The sequence below is a fragment of the Bombilactobacillus sp. ESL1202 genome, from assembly GCF_058107125.1.
Window position 1 is genome coordinate 858,059 of sequence record NZ_CM176590.1, and the last position, 18,528, is coordinate 876,586.

Below are 18,528 nucleotides of genomic sequence, written 5' to 3' on the forward strand. Positions count from 1 at the left end.
TATTAGCACCTTAAAAATCGCTGGTTAAGGTGTTAGTTTGGTATTACCAAAAATCATAGAACACAGTTAATTCAACATCTTAAAATAATAAAACTAAGGGTCAAGATAAAATTAGACCCTAATTAATTAAAGTTTCACTTGACTAATGGTAGAAATATTCGATTGAGACAATTCAAAAAATACAATTAGTTCTTAATCAAAGACACCGAAAAATAATAAATTATCATTCAGCATTAGAATATTTTCAACAACAATTCAAAGCCTTAAGTTAGATTTCCTGGATTGTTGCACTTGATTTGACAATTCAGGCAATAAAAAGGGCATTAATCTAATAATATTGGTTGTGTCTTTTTTGTTAAAGTATGTTATAGTATGAGTAAAAAAGAACCGATATTAAGGGAATAATATCAGTTCCAATAAGGCCGCTAAGTGTGGTTATTTAACTAGTGAAGCCATCTCAGCTGTTAGCTAAGATGGCTATTTTGCGTTCTTTTTGATATATTCAAGAACCCGCATTACTGCATCAAATATAGCTTTGATGATAGTAATGATGAGCTCAAGAATCTCAAATAGAGACACTTTACTACTCCTTTCTGTAGGATCTGGTTTTACAGTTATTACACCATAAGCACCACCCCCATTTCTGGAATAGCCACCAGCTTAGCTTTTAAGCCTTATGTACATAGTTAGTATAACATTTTTGAGATACACTTTTTAAGATGATTTTAATTATTAAAAAAAGAAAGTCTTCTTTTTAAGGAAAACTTTCTTTTATTTTGTTTTAAATACTTTAACATCTTTAATTCAATTTAACATCCACATCTCTGACCCAATCATTATCACCAACTTGATAATAACGATGACCATTAACCGTTAGAACTTGATCGAAGTTCCAAGTAGCTTGACGCGTTAAGTGTTTATCTGTGGAACGACTTAAGAAACCAATTTGTGGTTGGTAATGATAAATCGGTGCCGCTTGTTCTTTCAAGCTTAAGGTTCCGGTTTGGGACTTCGTGATAATTGCGGTCGTCATGACCGTAACATCCAGGGCTCGCACATATTGATGTGGTGCTACTTGATAATAAACTTGTCCGTCAGCTAATGTTTCTTGGGCATTAACTAACCACTGCGTACCCGTTGGCAATTGTTGCTTCAGCGCAGCACCTTGATCACTATACACGGTGATGAAGTCTTGACCAGCGGTTGGTTGTACCGTAATTACTCCATCAATGATTTGCCGTTTACCAATCTTAGTGTAGTTGACATCGTCAGCTTTAACATATTCATTGGCACCTACACGGTAATACATCGTGCCATCATTTTGCGTATAAATATAATCCACTTTCCAATTAGTATTGGCGGCTAAAACTTGTTCCAACTGGTGACCTTGCTGGTCATACAAGTGAATGAAACCACCTGTGACATCGGGTTTAACAATGGCAATGCCCGGATTGCGCACCGTATGACTTTGACTCAAGCCACCACCTAAATTATCAGCCAAGTTGACACTACCTGTGCCCGCTAAACTATTAATCCGTTGAATACAATCATGTTCTGCTTGGTTAACGGCTGCCACACTCGTTGCTTGTTGAACTTGGTCAATGCCCGCACTTTCAGCATGCCGCACCGCAAAGATCCGATCTTGACGTTTATCAGCGTCTAAACTGGTATTGTTCTCTAAGTTCTTGACGGCTTGATCAGCTGCTTGATGAATGGCATTAATGGCAACCGCACTAGCTTGCGCCACTTGGGCTTTAACCACTTCATTACTAATTTGATTCTCACCGTCGGCTTCGGCAGCATGAGCAGCATCCACACCTTGACTTTGATCAATTTGATCTTTGGCCGCTTGATAAGCCGCATCAACTTTTTGTTGAGTGTCGTCTTTTTGTTCAGATGTTAAGTCAGTTAAATCGTTCAACTGATCCGTGGTATCTTGATAATGTTGCTCTAAAGTGGTCAGGCTATCATCTTTAGCTTTCGTAACTTGAACTACTTGTTGCATGTTTTCAATTCCGGTTTGTTTGTGCGGATCAACTTCTGTTAATCCGGCATTAGTAATACTGTCTTGTGCTGCTTGATAAGCGGTCTCCAACAAACCATTCAAACTGCCAATTTGATCTTGGTAATGGGTTAAACCATTAATCTTGGCTTGTTCTTCTTGATAGGTTTGCTTTAAGGCTTGCATCGCTTGGTTCTTGTGGTTAATCAAAGTCTTAGTGTCATTTAATTGCTTAGTTCCAGTTTGTTGAACCTGATCCACACCACTTTGATCTGTCGCCGCTAAGATTTGATCAATGGCTGCTGTGGCTTGTTGACTAATCTGACTCTGCAAAGCCGTTTGTTGCTCTTCATTCAAAGCGGACGCTTGATCATAAGCTTGTTGAGCCTGTTTTTGCGTTTGCTTAATCTGTTGCACTGCCTGGGCTTTTTGTTGGGCTAAAGTGACTTGTTGTTTCATTTGCTCGATGGTTTGTTGTTGTTCACCAACAATATTATTGGCCACCGTTTCCTGTTTAATTTGGCTTAAACCAGTTTCATAAGCAGTTGTAACTTGTTGTTGTAATTGGTTAACTTGGTCACTACTTAAGTTACCACCATTTGTCAAACCATTAAGTTCTTGTTGCTCCTGATTTAACTCATCATCCAAGGCATTCCAAGCAGCATTTTGTTGTTGCTTCAAGTCCGTTACTTGCTTAATGCTGTCCACACCATCTTTAGCGACTTGTTGAATAGCAGTGGTCGAAGTAGCTTGATTGATAGTGGCAATTGCCTGCGCTTTTTGGTTTTGCACGTCTTGTTTCAAACTGTCCTGATCAGACTCATAATGATTCAAGCCCGCAATTACCTCATTAGTTGCCGTTGCTGCTTGATCAACTTGTTGCATGGCTTGATTGATCGTATTAGCTAAGTCTAAAGTTGGTTGTAACTTCTGTTTTTCTTGCGTGAGCCAACTTTCAGTAACATCGGTGGTTTCATTTAAATCATTTAACATCGCTGTCTGTTCGGTTGTGACTTGCTCTAATAAGTTATTAACTTGATCGGCGGTTAAGTATCCACCCTTGTCCGCTTTACCTAAATCTTGAATTTGTTGCTTGGCGTCATTGACTGCTTGGTTAATACTTGCTTGTAATTTCTGCTTCTGTTTAGCGGTCGCTACTAACTGATCTAAAGCATTGTTTTGTTGACCAGCGGCATTGGTGACATCTTGCGCCGTCTTACTGGAATCTTGTTGCGCCGTTTCAATGGTAGCCACACCATTAGTTGCTGCTTGGTCAGCTTGGTGTTGTAATTGATCAATTTGATCTGGGTCTAACTTGTTGTCACCTTGACCTAAATCATTAATCTTTTGCTTATTAGCAGCTAATTGTTGCGCTAAAGCCACAATTGCTTGAATAGCGGCGGTACCTTTGTCAAAGGCCGTAGTTTCCTTAGTGTTATCTTTCATACCAGTTAAGGCTGTGTTAGCAGCGGTATTGACTTGATTTAAGAAATCAGTTTGTTGCTCAGCACTGATATTCGTTAAACCAGTTAAATCATTGTTGGCTTGCCCTAAAGTCGTGGCTAAACTCGTTAAGTCCGTAATAACTTGCGTCTTGACTTGAGTCGCCTCAACGCTCGTTGCTGCCTTGATTTGAGTAGTTAATGAACTTTGTGCTTGGGTAATTTGATCTTTAAATTGCGTCTTTTGCGTAGCCGTCAAACCAGCTGTTGTCTCAAGCTGTCCAATCGCCGTGGTAATTTGCGCCTGCAAGGCTGTTAGGGCATCGTTTTGAGCCTGCGGTAACTTCAATAACTTATTAATAGCTGTGGCACCGTCACTCGCTACTTTATTAAGATTAGTCGTTGCATCAGCTTTAGTAATTTGGTTGACAATCTTAGCTTGTTGCTCACTAACTTGTTGCTTCAAGCCAGTTTGTTGGTCAGCTAATTGATCCAACTTACCAATAGCAGTATTAGCGGCAGTAACAGCGGCGTTAACCACACCCATGGCCGTATTCATATTATCAGCTAAATCCGTTACTGGCTTAAAGTTCTTCGTTTCTTGATCAGTTAACCATGAATCTGACAAATCAGTAGCGTTTTGTAAGTTAGTTTCAATTGTTATCTTCGCTGCAGCTAATTGAGCTAATAACTTACCAACTTGTTGAGCTTCATCAGTTGGCGTCGTGCCACCCGTTAAGTTATGACCAGTGGTGCCGTCACCTAATTCTTTGATGTGATCCACTGCAGTATTGTAGTCAGTTTGTAACTGCTGCATGATTGTAGCTTTTTGCGTAATTGTTTCTTTAATCTTATTTAAAGCAGTAACACCTGCTTGCCCTTTGGTTTGAGCAGTAGTTGAATTTTTAGTACCCAAGACATCATTGACAGCCTGATTATAAGTGTTTGTAATTTCATCAGTGAAATTAGTCTGTTGATCATGGCTTAAATCGGTAGCATTACTTAAAGCTGTTTCCACCTCTTGTTTAGCATTAGCTAACGCCCCTAATTGCGTATTTTGTTCTTTTAAGGTTGCCAACAAGTCGCGGACATTAGATTGCGCTAAGGAACTAACAGATTCTATCGTGCCTTTGTCTGCAGCTTTAATCTTACCAACTTCAATATCGTACTGGTCTTTTAACTTCTTCAAAGCCGCAGTTAAGTTAGCACCAAAGTGATTGCCCGCAGCACCATTTAAATCAATCACACCATTGTTATAAATGGTTTCCAGATCATCCCAAGCCGTTGCTTGGTCTTGTACTAACGCAATTACACCCTCAATGTTTGTCTTTTCAGCAGTAGTTTGCGCCGACATGTTGGCAGTAGTTGCATCTCTTAAATCATCTTGGGCGGTTTGATAAGCTGATTCTAATTCACCTGCAAGCTTATTATTAGGATCCAACTCATCATGATGGTGTAAATTACTCAAAGCATCCTTGGCTGTTTGATAAGCGGCTTCTACTGTTTGCATAGCCGTATTCATAGCCTGAGCTTTAGTCACAACATCAGTTAAGGAACTTGGTTCTTGGGTACTATCAAAGCCCGGTTTAGCAGCATCTGTTTTAACTTGTTCATAAGCACTAGCTAAATCAGCTAATAACTTACCAACTTGCGTACTGGTATCAGTTGAATCAGCAGCACCAGTTAAATAACTGTCTTCATTATGACTACTTGCAGCTAACTTATTAATATTATCCTTAGCAGTATTATACCAACCAGCTACTGTACTTAAATTACCTGATAAGTTTTTCGCCGCTGTAACAATCGCATCAATTGCATCTTTACCATCACTTAAAGCTGTATTAGCCGCAGTAACACTATCAGCATTCTCAATATTCTGATTTGCTGTCGTCTGTGCACCATCAGTCGGATTGGTAATTTGATCTTGATATTTTTGAATATCTGTTGGTTGCAGAGTGTCCGTCAAATGACCAATTATGTCACTCGCAGCTTGCGCATAATCATCTAATTGGCTTTGATTATCAGCTTTATGTTCCGCCAATTGCGCCTGATCCACCACTTGTTGTAACGCTGTTTCACCATCAGCTTCAGCGTTATCAGTTCCAGCAGTAATCTCAGCTACTGCAGCCTGATAAGCACTTGTTACTTGGCCTTGATATGATGTCTGCTGATTCGGCTTTAAATGACTTAGTTTATCAGCAGTTGTTGCAGTTTGAGCTGTTTGGTAAGCAGTTTGTAACTTACCCATGGCTGTATTCATGGTTCTTGCTTTACCAGTCACTGCCGTGAGCTTTTGCTTCTCTGTTTCTTCGTTGAAGTTTGCCCCAGGATTTTCTAAATCACTCAAGACTGTATCGTAAGCCGTACCTAATTGTTCCACTAAGGTATCCACTTGTGACTTATGTTCGGCGTCAGGCGCTGTGTTTGTTAAATGCCCTTGTTTATTGTCGCCTAAATTAGTAATGTTTTCCTTTTCGGTATTGTACCAATCAGTAACTTTATCGGCAGTTGTAGCTTGACTAACAATATTGTTAATCTTTGCTTGAGCAGCTTGATAAGCACTAGCAGCAGAGTCTGCATCAGTAGCACTATCAATCGCAGCTTGCCCTTTAGTTTGTTCGGTTTCTTTATTCGGATCAGTATTCGTAATTTGTTGTTGATACTTGGTCTTTTGCTTGTCTGTCAAATGCGTTAAAGCATTAATTTGGTTAACAGCAGCCGTGACCCCATTTTGAAGTTGCGCACCAGCTAACTTTTGGGCAATTTCTTTTAAGCCCGTATTAACAGTAGCATTAATTTGGTCTTGGGTTGTGGTTGTGACAATCAAAGGATTTAAACCACTAACTGCCGTATTATAAGCACCAGCAATGTTATCTTTATAAGTTTCCTTATCAGTTAAGACGGTTAAATCATTATCAACTGTTTCCCCGGCATCATTTTTAGCGGTTTGTAGTTGCGTCATCGCTGTATTTAACTTGTCAGCTAACGTGGTAATCGGAGCAAAATTGGTTGTTTCTTCACTGCTTAACCAATCGTCAGCCAAAGTATCAGCTTGCTGCAAATCGGTTTTAATTGTCGTTAAAGCTGTTGATAATAAAGCTAAGAGCTGTTCAACTTGTTTAGTGTCATCCCCACTAGTTAAATGATTATTGGCTTGCCCTTCAGCCAAGTCTTTAATGGCTTGGACTTGTGTATCATAATCGGTTTGTAACTGAGTTAAAAGTTGATTCTTCTTGGTAATTAAAGTGGCTAAATTATTTAACGCCGTAACGCCATTTTCTTGCGCCGTGTCTAAGTCATCTTCGTCTTCACCAGCCAAAACCGCAGTAACTGCATCATCATAGATCTTGTTAATCTGCGTTGTGAGTGTGTCTTTCTGATCTACCAAATTAGTTGCATTGGTCACTGCCGTATCAGCAGCAGTTTTAGCAGTTTGTAAAGCACTTAGGGCAGCATTCTTTTCTGTAGCTAAACTTAAAACATCATTAAGCTGCATTTGCCCTAATTTCCGTGCTAATTTAGCAGTATCTTTATTAGTGGCAGCAATAATATCAGCTTGAGCAGTTTGGTAGTCCTGATTCAGTTCAGTAATAATCGGGTTCAATTGTTCCGTCGTTAATTGGCCACCATTAGTTTGATTTAAAGCATTTAACGCTGCTAAATCATTAGTCTGTGTACCATCAAGTTTATTTAACTCATCATCTTGAGCTTTAACTAATTCCAAAACTTGCTTAATGGACGTAGTCCCCGCATCTTTCAAATCAGCCAGAGTATCCGTCGTTGCGGTCGTCAAATTATTAACTGCTGTTGTATAAGCTTCATCAATTTGACCACTCAACTTGTTCTTGGGATCCAGCAAATCAGCATGGCTCAAATTATCCAAATCTGTGTGCGCATCCGCTTTTGCTGTATTTAAGGATTGCACTGCATCACTCATGCTTTGTGCAAAGTCCGTCACCGCCGTTAGTTTTTGGTGTGCTGTTGTCGTGTCAAAAGCAGCCCCATTATTAGCAAGATCCTGCAAAACAGTTTGATAAGCATTCTCTAATTGTGTCAATAATGTCTCAACTTGGGACTGATGATCTTCATCTGGCGCTTGAGTTGTTAAATGCCCTTGTTTATCGTCACCTAAATTAGTAATTTTTTCCTTTTCGGTATTGTACCAATCTCCAATTTGACTAGCCGTTTGAGCTTGTGTCACAATCTTCTCAATAGCCTGTTGACCCGCAGCTTCAGCAGCATTCACATCTGTCTCACTCGTAGCTTGGTTAATTGCCATCACGGCTGCTGATTGCGCCGTATTCTTGGTTGGATCAGAACTAGTAATTTGTTCTTGATAAGCAGTAATTTGATCAGGCGTTAAATTATTCAAGTCACCAATGACGGTTAGTTCTTGATTAACGTAATCTTGCAATTGGGCTTGAGCCAAGCCTTGAGTAATACCTAAGACGGCTTGATCTTTGGCTTTGTCAATCGCTGTTTGGTCAGTAGCACTATTAATGTCACTTTTAGCTTGATTATAAGCCGCATCAATTAAGGTTTGGAAGGGTTCTTGTTTAGCGGTGGTATCTAAGGTTGCCAAGTTATTATGCAACGTATTGAAAGCCGTATTATACTTCTCAGTAATAGCTTGCATGGCATCATGCTTAGCTTGCGCTAAACTGACAATTGCCGCAATATCGGCATCCGGATCACTAGTAGCAGCGGTAGCGGCCGCATTAGTAACATCATCTTTATCTTTCTCTGGATCTTTTTGCGCCGTATCAATAGCGGCTAAACCATTGTTAGCAGCTGTATTAGCCTGATCTTTTAAATTCGAAACTTGATCGGAAGTTAAACCATCCGCACCACCTAAATCATTAATCGTTGTTTCATCCGTATTTAACCGCGTAGCTAAGGCGGCAATGGCATCCATGGCAGCTTTGCCTTTATCTAAGGCTGTTTGGCGACCAGTATCATCACTAGCAGTATTATAAGCACTTGTTGCCGTAGTCAAAGCTTGGTTAACTTGCGTCAAAAAGTTATTAACTTGCGTTTCGTTTAATTGCCCGGTAGGGTCTTGGAAAGCTTTAATTGTTTGTTGATCAGTATTGAAAGTGTTAGCTAAAGTTGTGACCGCATCAATCAAGGCTTTACCATTATTAATAGCGGCTATTAAAGCGGCAGCAGGATTAGGGCCACCATCAGGATTAGCAGGATCAACGTCATCATCGCCGACTTGACTAACTAACGCTTTTGCTTGTTGTAAAGCCGTATCAAACGCCCCATTAATGGCATTAATTAAGTCTGTTTGTCCCGTAATATTAGCTAAATTATCCGCAGTAGTCTCACTACTATCATGGTAGTTCTGTAAAGTAGTCAAGGCATCTTGTTTTGCATCAGCTAAGCCTTCCATGTTAGAAGTAACTTCAGGGTCGAAGTCAAAAACCGGACTGTCTACAAAATCTTTATTAGCAGTTAAAACTAGATGATCACCCTTTTGTAACATATTTGCGGGTAAGGAAAAACTAAAGTTGCCATCAGCATCAGAATTAACAATATAAAGTTTCTGGGGATTACGCCAGCTATCATTTGTTTCAACTAAATTAGAATTGTCAGGAAAATCTACTAAAGTTCCGTTAGCATGTTTAATTTGAACTTTAATATGGGCATTAGCCAGATTAGTCTTGCCAGATATCTTAGTTTTATCAAATGATAACTTAATTGAATCAGGAATGAAATCTGCTAAGTCACCATCGCCTAATCCTTTAAATTCTACCTTAGTAGCAACCGCACTTTTTCCGCTTAACAACGAAATAACGTTGTCTTCATCTTCCTTAGTTCGTCCAACAATATCACTTTTATTTTCATCCTCAACATTTTGCTGAATGGCATTAATCGTATGACCATTTGAGTTGTTCAAAATTAATTTACTCAAAAAATAATCTTTATACGTGATATTGTTAAAAGTAATCTTTCCCACGAATAATCCACCAGTAGGATTGTTAGTATCATCCAAAACAAAACTTTTTGGATTATTAATAAGTACCTGTCCACTGTCGTTATATAAGAGTGCTAAATTACCATCACCATCATTGACGGTAAGCTCAAAAGTTCCTTCATTAACGTTTAATGAACCAGAAGAATCAACTTGAAAGAACACATTAGTGTAGGATCCCATGTCGGTACCAATAACTTTAAAAGTGCCATCTTTATTAACATTCAATTGCCCAGCGTCATCAACTAAGGGATTGTATATGAAAGAATTTGTATTAATTATGAAACTGGCATTTTGATTAATTATTAGTTTAGCATTTTTCTCTATCCTTAAAGCTTGGTTACTATCAGAACTCGAACTGGCTGCTAGCATTAGGTTAACTTGAGCATCCTGATTTAAAGTCATAACACTGCTGTTACTTAAACTAATTACTCCTTTTAAAGAAACATTAACATTATTTTGAAAAGTAACGTTTAATATAACATTATTCTCAACTTCAACTGTACTACCATTATTAGCCATAATCATCACACCGCAACCATCTAGAATCCAATTAATATTTGAATCAGACTCAAAAATTAATTTGTCCTTATTTAGATCCATAGATAAACCATACCTAGTAGTAATTACTTTATTATCAACTAAGGAAGTATATGACGCAACATTATCAACATTAACTTGTCCCACAAAATGAATTTCATTACTATTTGATTCGATGTTATGATATATTATTCTTCCGCTAACAATATCTACGTTCTTAAAATATAATTTGCTACTAGTACTCTTTAGTGAAAAAAAGTCATTATTGTTATATAACTTTAAATTATTAAATGTCAATGAACCATTAATTCTAAAGGTATCAGTACCACCACTCAATCTAAATTCTAAAACATATTTTTGATTAGTCTGACTTTCAATGGTTAAATCCTGACTACCGGCAACTAGTGTGCTTGTGGAAACTAATAAATCATTCTTGAGAATAATTTTTATCGTATCAGTTGCCTGAAAGGCGGTAATAAAATCGGCTGCATTATCTACTTCTACAACGCCATCTTCAGATAAGTTAGCAATTTCTGGCTTTGTAGTTTCATCATTATTGTTATGTACTACAGTTTGGTTGTTATTATTACCAGAATTACTATTAGTTGGTTGATTAGAATTGTTATTGTTGTCGGCGCCAGCAGCGACATTAGTATTGGTTTCGTTGGCGTTATTGTTATTGACATTATTACCAGAGTTTACGGTATTGTTATTGTTATCGCTTACATTAGAACTGCTTACTGAACTAATCGTACTATTTTCAGTAGTACCACCCTCTACTTGCTGTTGATTATTATTATTTGTGCTATTTACGCTGCTATCTGCAGTATTGTCGATTGTCGATTGTCGATTGTCGATTGTCGATTGTCGATTGTCGATTGTCGATTGTCGATTGTCGATTGTCGATTGTCGATTGTCGATTGTCGATTGTCGATTGTCGATTGTCGATTGTCGATTGTCGATTGTCGATTGTCGATTGTCGATTGTCGATTGTCGATTGTTACTGCCATTTATTTCACTGGGATCGGTCGTCTGAATTTCTTCTCCTGGTGCGGCTTGATCGACTTTACCTTGATCATTAACTTCATCTGCTTTAGTGGTCGTTTTATTGGCAGTTAACCACAATGTTGATGAGAATAAGGTTACACCCATGGTTGCTAATAGTCTTTTACTTCGATGCATTTTTATACGCTCCTTTAATCGTCTAAAATATTTACATTTTTTGGAAATGATTTTGATTATGTTCGCTCGGATTTGATACCTAATTTTATTAAATAATAAGCAATTAATAATCTTAGTCTCTTATATATTTCATATTATAATTGGTTAATTAGTGATAAATCAAACACTATTTGGCAAAAAACTCCCGAAAAAGCCCATTGTGATTTATATATCACACAAAATGGCTGTTTTGCTTTTTCACATGTTCACAACGAAGCTTGATTTAACCGCGTTTATTCTTGTGAACGATTTTTTCAAAAATAGCCAAAATCTAAATGTTAAGTTTTTCTTAAGATTCTTAAGTTTTTATTAAGTTCCAACACTAGTGTTGGATTTTTGGCTAGATTTCTTATGTAATTAAAAAAAATGATCTGCCCCCCAAAATTAGGACAGATTTTTAAACTTTAACTTAGGACTAATTTCCGATACTCCATCGGAGTTAGTCCTTTTAATTTGATTTTGATTCTTTGATTATTAATAGTAACTAATATAAGATTTGATTGCTACTTCTAAATTCTGTTAAATTCTGAAAATTTTTCTCAAAGCCATAAAACATTTCTCGTTTGAGAATACCAAAGAAACCTTCCATTTGATAGCTTGCTCCTTATATTCCACAGAGTAATGAGTATATGGTTAATCCAAGATTGTGACAGAATGGCACTCAATTAAAGCTACCAAATATGAAATTTGACCACGATTAATATTATACTTATTGCTCAACTCTTTAGGACCTAAGTTTTCATTCTTCCATAAATAATAAATATTGATTTTATCTTGCTTAGACAATTTAGACATAAAAATAACCTCCAAAGTTGTCCTAACTTTGGGGGCATTTTTATGTCTACCAATTTATTTTTGAAAATAAAAAGTACTTCTTAAGTAGTGTCGGGACAATAATATCAGTGTCTAGATTACTAACATTAATTAATTATTTCGTTCCAACCTCACTGAAGAAGTACCTAATTAATATTTTAAAAATTAATCACGTACTATTAATACGCTAATAGGTGATTTTTCAACGATACCTTTAGCCTCGTTACCAACTGTTTTACCTAAAATTGTTTTAGCTTCCGAGCCAATCACAATTAAATCTGGTTGAAAGTCAGCTACTACTTCATCTAAGATTACCTTATCCGGATCACCTTCGGCTAAAATAGGTTTAACTTGTTCAACACCAAACCCTTTAGCTTTTTCTACATATTCCAACAAATCATGGGATAAATCCAAGCGCTTATCATCCATTTTATTAGGTGACATACTATCAAAAACATTAACATCTTGTGATTCTAGAACTGCTACTACACCTAACTGAGCATCAAGATCTCTAGCCATTGTACAAGCAGCATTAAAAGCATGATCAGATGAAGTAAAGTCATCCACATCAATACCTACCAAAATTTTAGTAAACCGTTTCTCTGTTACTTGATAGTTCTTTAATTCTGAATTCAAATCCCTAACCTCCACTAAAATTATTTTAAGTTTTGGCCCTTATTTTCTGCAAAATAGCGTTTGAAACGTCCACGATAGCGATGAAACATATAAGTCAATAAAACTAAACGCTTAAGTCCAAGATCACCCTTATAGAAAACAGTTGTGCCATAACGGTCTTGTCGCAGTAATTCGAGAGCAATTTCTTTGTACTGATTTTCTAAGGCATACTTTTTAAAGACCCCAGCGGGTACTCCCAGCCATAATTGATACTGCGCCTTATTCTTATTGCCATAAACAGTTGGCCGTGAATCTAAGGTTTGATTAACATAATCATCCACTAAGAATTGCGCTAAATTATAACCGTTTAAAGTAACATAAAAGCTACTACGTCCTTGGCGCAAATTAATTTCAAACAGTTTAAATTCCTGATCACGATCATCAAACTTCATATCAAAATTGGCAAAGCCTGTGAATTCAATTTCTTCTAAGAAACGTTGAATCACATCATACAATTTTTGATTATACTCAGGTAAAATTGCCACATAATTACCAATAGCTGCCGGCGTTGGATCTTCCAACAATGGATGCCCTAAACACATTAATTTAACGTGATGGTTTTGGTCAACATAAGCGTTTAAAACCCGCATATGCGAATCATCACCCGGGATAAATTCTTGCAAAATCAGATCTGATTGATATCCATTATCATAAATTTTAGCAACAATGTCGAGAAATTCGGCTTGATCTTGAATTGTAAAAGCTTTTTTACGACCTTCAAAATGAATATCTAACCATTCTACACTATTGGCTGGTTTTAAAGCCACCGGATAGTCAAACGGCACCGTCAAATCTTGTTGTTGGTACATCTGTTTGGTAATAATTTTTGTTTTCGGATGCGGCAAATGATATTTTTCACAAATTTGATAAAATGATTCTTTATTATTTAATTTGCGCAACAAATCATAATCCACATAAGGACAAACAAAAGTTTTAGATAGTTCTTCTTTGTGCTTAGCAATTAGCTCGGCATAACCATCACCCATGGCTAATAAAATAACAGGTTCTTGATGATCAGCATATTGCTGCGCAATTTTGCGCATATTGTCAATAAAAGCTGGATCCTCCGTGAAACCATCATATAAATTAACATTGATAATTTTTGAATACTTGGTTGGGGCTAACGCCACTTGCGCATAAGCCTGTACCGGTTGTTGCGTTAATTCATAAAATGAACGGGCAAAACCGTAAGCATTAATATCACTACCTAAAAGAACTGGTGTAAAGTTTGGTTTACTCTGAGTATCGATAATCTCTCACATTCCTTTATAACTAGAGTTTGATTCAATTAATTATTATCCAATAAAACTGGCTTTTACGTATTTATGGAATCAAGTACAACCACATTGTACCAAATCAACCGCCCAATACGAAAAAAAATTTTAAATTACTCTTAAATTTTAAACCTCCGCCAAAAGCTGGCAGCCCCATAACCAAAAATATTTAATCTTTGTTGTTTTAAATCTAAATTAACGATATACCCTGCAAATTCGGAAAGTTGACCTAGCTTGCGGTTCCAAGCTCGATTATATTTAGTGGTCAAACCATGATTTTTCCCCATCAAAGCAGAAACATTTAGTAAAACATAAAGAATTTGATCAACTCGATATTGCGCTTCTATATGACGATGTCCCGCCAAACAAGCCAAAACTTTGCCCGTTTTATTTTGGTGAAAGTCAAATTTGACCTGCACGGAAAATTCTGGATCTAAGTCTTGATGATTGAGTTGACCTCGTAAACCGTGATTAAAAGCTTTTAGTAAATCATGAACTGCCTTACCATTATGCACAGCACTTTGTCCCTTAGTAGTTATCAAATTGGCATGACTTAAAATTACAATCTGTTTATCAGCTGAAGCCTGCAGAACTTGTACCAATTCCTGAATTTGCGCTTGGCGTAAGCCTAAAACCAATTTATGATCATATTTTCTCTGCCCTTGCTCATTTAATTGATAGGAGATATCACTCGTATCTAAGACTAAGACCCGCATTGAGCCCTGATCAAAATAACGAATCCCCTGGTTTTTAAAAACTACAGCCGAATTAGTCTGTTTTTGTTGGGGCAATTCTATCAGATCATGAAACGTCAGCTTAGAAAAAGTTGCTCGCCGATTTTTAGTATGCTCATCATATTTATCATGATCATCATGATTACCCTTCACAATTAAATAAGGCAACGTTTGTTGGGCAAAACTAGCACTAACTTGTTTGAGTAATTGACAATCAAGATTCGTTTCTTCACTACCATCAATTATATCTCCTAAGTGTACCACTAAATTCAATGGTAACAATTGCGCCAATTCTAAAAATTCCTGAATATGCTGCCAACCATTAAAACCATAATAACTTTGACTAGCAATAAATTTAATATGTGTATCTGTAATTACACCAAATGTTAGATCAGAAGCCAGATATGGCGCAATGGAGTGTGCAAAAAGCCTCAGATAAGCTTTCACAAAGTTCCTTGGTTTGAGTGGCACTGGACGAAATTTTTCAAACGGACGTGATCGATAATAAACTTGCTGTCCTGCTGTTTGAGGCCATAAAATTTCTTGAACTTGAATTACTTGTCCAATGTAAGGTTGATTTAAAAAATGCACGGGAGACTTTAAATTAGTTATTTGCGCTTTGTTAAACATCTAAATACTCCATCACTAATGGCTACAATCACGGCTTAGAAACGAAATAATTACTTTCGTGAACTACATCGGTACTAAAGTACCGTGCTTCTGGGAACAGACTTAACTTGCTAAGCTTTGTCTGACAACTTAGTAGCGGTTTATCCTACTTGACCAGGGCTTGTTCCAAGCCTAATTGTTTGATATTTAATGCAGCATTGACATCGCGGTCATGTTGCTTTTTACATTGTGGACATTGCCACTGTCTGACATCTAACTCATGTTTTCCGTCATCATAGCCACAATTTGAGCAGATTTGACTCGTTTTTCTGGGATTGACAGTAATTAATTGTTTACCATGCCACGCACATTTATACTCCAATTGCCGCCGAATTTCTCGCCATGCTTGATTAGCGATCGCTTTAGCTAGATGGTGATTTTGCAACAGATTTTTGGTTTTCAAATCTTCAATCACAATTACATCATAGTCTTTAACTAATTGGGTCGTTAACTTGTTCAGATAATCATGGCGCTGATTGGCAATTTGTTCTGAAATTTGAGCCACCTTTTGCTTGGCTTGCACATAATTGTAACAATCATTTAGATCAATCTTGTTATCAGGATGCAATTGATTATGCATGGCAACACGCGTCTTAGCCAAAGTTCGCCGGCGAGCTAGTTGACGTTGCCATTGACGTTTTTTCTGCGATAACTGATTATCAAACCGAACCGTTTGAAACTTTTGACCAGCAGAACTAATCATTAAATCGGCAACTCCCATATCTAACCCCACTGTTTGACCCGTTTTCTCAAATGGTACTTGGTTTTCGCACTCAATCAATAAAACGCAATAAAACTTACCAGCTGGACTCAGCTTAATCGTTGCCGATTTAATCTTGGCAGCGATGTCTCGGCCACGATATTTGACGATCCCTAATTTAGGCAATTTTAAATAATGTTGCTTCAGGACTCTAATGTTTTGCTTAACATTATTGCAAGTATAACTTTGCTTGGCATAATGCTTAGATTTGAACTTGGGGAAACGAGCTTGCTTGTGAAAGAAGCGTTCATAAGCAGTTCCTAAATGTTTATTGGCATTCAACAAACTAGTGGCTTCAGCGCTCTTTAAGAATGTATATTCTCGTTTCAATTGTTTAACCAAATAATTCATGCCAAACGTCTTAACAAACTTGCCACCGTTATCATGGCGTTCTTGCTGCATCGCTAACATTTGATTCCAAACAAAGCGCACTGCACCAAAGTTTTCAATGATTTGTTGCTGTTGTTTTTGATTAGGATAGATTTTTAGTTTAACAGCTTTGAACACCACAATCTTGCACCACCCTTGGTTTAATAAATTAATTATAAGCCATCGATATTTACAAAACAGCTAAAATTTAAACATGGAGCAATTCATCACTTCCTTAAAAGAACGTGTTTCCTTGCTCGTTTTAAAAAATTAAAAAGAGGTGTTCTTGGCTATCAAGAAAAATTATTTCTTAATACCTGGTGAACAACCTCTTTTAGCTTTAAATAAAACGTTGGTAAGCAACACAAGGTTTGTGCATAATATTATCAATCGTTCCACTTTGCTGAAAACCATTTTTTTCAATCACGTGGCGCATGGCTAAATTATCAAAATGCGTATCAATCCGCACATCACTAAAGCCTAAAGCCGCAGCCACACTCATTAAATGTTGAATAAAGATAGACGCTAAACCTTCACCTTGATGCCCCTGACAAATGGCCACGCGATGAATTATTGCATACTTATCTTGAGAATCAGGACTCCATTGACCATCATAAATTTCATCATACATTTGCTCACCTTGATCTTCTAAAGCGGCTACGCCAGCAATTTGATCATCTCGCATTAAAAAATAAGCAATCCCACGAGCAATATCATCTTGCAAAATTGCTTGATCAGGGTAACCATCTTGCCACAAATCGACACCCCGACCACGAAGGACACCTTTGGCTTCTTCAATAATTTCGACCACTAATTCAATTTCATCAGCGTTAACTTTCCGTAAATATGTGACTGGCATTATCTATCCCTCCCAAAATTGAAACACCAGAACATGGTACCGAGGTCAATAACAAATTGCAACCATTAAAACAATTTTTTTATCTTTATTAAATAATTGTTAACAAATCGCTTTTAGTTGGATAGTAAGCCACCAACTTGAAAGTGTTCAAGATTGAGGCCGGCAGCCGCTATAGATTAAATGATTACTAATTTAGTAGTGTGTTTATGACCTTATTTTTGCCAATTATCAATTTGGTGAGCTGCTAAAGCAATTGATAAGACTGCATCTGGCGATAAATTATTGCGCACATCGCTCATCAGCGCATTAGCCACCACAGCACCAATAACTTCAAAAGCATATTCAATCAAATGTAAATCAATTTGCACATCATAAGTCCCTGTTTGATAAGGATTTTCATGATTATATTCAAAATTAATTTTACTATCAACAAGACTACCATCAACGTGATTCACCAAAACTCGATCTTGCAATTGATCTAAAGTTTGCTGTTCATGTTGTAAAGTCAAACGATGATCAGACTCATTTTGATAGTACTGCTCTTCTGTCATTGTCAAATAATCTTGAACTGGTTGCCGTAAAATTGCTAGATCATTTAATAATTCATAGACCTTTTGAACATCCAAAGTGGCTGTTTGATTGCTAATTTGTGAACTATGATCTTCTAACCAATCGGCGAAGTGACTAATCGTTTGTGCTTCCATCTTTTTCCTCCAACAGATTCTATCAATTAAATTATAACTGTTTACGTTGTGAGATACCAGCAACTGTCCCGCTAGTAATTACTTAAAATTAACCTCATTAAAATCAATATTTCCAACCAAAAGCAGCAGAAAACTGAAATAATGATCTATTACTTTTAGAATGATGCAGATACTAATTTATTATCGCATTCTAGAAAACCATAGTTTGTGCCTCAAGAAATGAAATCCCTTTAACACATAACTGCCAAACAACTTTTTTTGTATCCCACTTAATTAAAACGACTAAAAATACAAGATAAATTTAATAATTATGATATTGTTAATTACTTTGCTTTGGTATAAAATAATGACTTAGGTTAAAAACGCTATCATCTAAATAGAAATAAAACTTATATTACAGCTTTGGTAATTATAGTTCAAAATTAATTTTTAAAAATAATTTAAAACTTAAATTCATTTCTAAAAATTTTTTTCTTTATATTAGATTAT

8 protein-coding genes and 1 pseudogene are annotated in these 18,528 nt (G+C 36.8%); all 9 read right to left on the reverse strand.

Features of this window, described 5'->3' with window-relative positions:
* Positions 1-799: 799 nt before the first annotated feature.
* Positions 800-11,143, reverse strand: a complete 10,344-nt coding sequence (locus AC3B7A_RS03820) for an SLAP domain-containing protein (RefSeq protein WP_489756405.1) — start codon at positions 11,141-11,143, stop codon at positions 800-802.
* A gap of 443 nt (positions 11,144-11,586) precedes the next feature.
* Positions 11,587-11,771: pseudogene (locus AC3B7A_RS03825) on the reverse strand (IS3 family transposase); the annotation flags it as partial.
* A gap of 44 nt (positions 11,772-11,815) precedes the next feature.
* The gene (locus AC3B7A_RS03830) at positions 11,816-11,977 is read right to left on the reverse strand and encodes a hypothetical protein (RefSeq protein ID WP_489756406.1); all 162 of its coding nucleotides are present in this window, start codon (positions 11,975-11,977) and stop codon (positions 11,816-11,818) included.
* 183 nt (positions 11,978-12,160) lie between these two features.
* Positions 12,161-12,631, reverse strand: coding sequence for a universal stress protein (locus tag AC3B7A_RS03835; RefSeq protein ID WP_489756407.1), 471 nt, complete (start codon positions 12,629-12,631; stop codon positions 12,161-12,163).
* Between the two features lie 20 nt (positions 12,632-12,651).
* Positions 12,652-13,923: a carboxylate--amine ligase gene (locus tag AC3B7A_RS03840; RefSeq protein WP_489756537.1), complete on the reverse strand. Its 1,272-nt coding sequence runs from the start codon at positions 13,921-13,923 to the stop codon at positions 12,652-12,654.
* Between the two features lie 140 nt (positions 13,924-14,063).
* Positions 14,064-15,308 (reverse strand): metallophosphoesterase family protein, encoded by a 1,245-nt coding sequence (locus AC3B7A_RS03845; protein ID WP_489756408.1) that lies wholly within the window; start codon positions 15,306-15,308, stop codon positions 14,064-14,066.
* 145 nt (positions 15,309-15,453) lie between these two features.
* Entirely contained in the window at positions 15,454-16,617 is a 1,164-nt protein-coding gene (locus AC3B7A_RS03850) for an RNA-guided endonuclease TnpB family protein (RefSeq protein ID WP_489756409.1), read from the reverse strand.
* Positions 16,618-16,816: 199 nt separating this feature from the next.
* Positions 16,817-17,335, reverse strand: coding sequence for a GNAT family N-acetyltransferase (locus AC3B7A_RS03855; RefSeq protein ID WP_489756410.1), 519 nt, complete (start codon positions 17,333-17,335; stop codon positions 16,817-16,819).
* Positions 17,336-17,547: 212 nt separating this feature from the next.
* Positions 17,548-18,039 (reverse strand): hypothetical protein, encoded by a 492-nt coding sequence (locus AC3B7A_RS03860; RefSeq protein WP_489756411.1) that lies wholly within the window; start codon positions 18,037-18,039, stop codon positions 17,548-17,550.
* Positions 18,040-18,528 lie beyond the last annotated feature (489 nt).

Excerpts from the sequence above, each read along its gene's own strand:
- AC3B7A_RS03855 (WP_489756410.1), bottom strand. The coding sequence starts at position 17,335 with ATGCCAGTCACATATTTACGGAAAGTTAACGCTGATGAAATTGAATTA.
- AC3B7A_RS03860 (WP_489756411.1), bottom strand. The coding sequence starts at position 18,039 with ATGGAAGCACAAACGATTAGTCACTTCGCCGATTGGTTAGAAGATCAT.
- AC3B7A_RS03820 (WP_489756405.1), bottom strand. The coding sequence starts at position 11,143 with ATGCATCGAAGTAAAAGACTATTAGCAACCATGGGTGTAACCTTATTC.
- AC3B7A_RS03830 (WP_489756406.1), bottom strand. The coding sequence starts at position 11,977 with ATGTCTAAATTGTCTAAGCAAGATAAAATCAATATTTATTATTTATGG.
- AC3B7A_RS03845 (WP_489756408.1), bottom strand. The coding sequence starts at position 15,308 with ATGTTTAACAAAGCGCAAATAACTAATTTAAAGTCTCCCGTGCATTTT.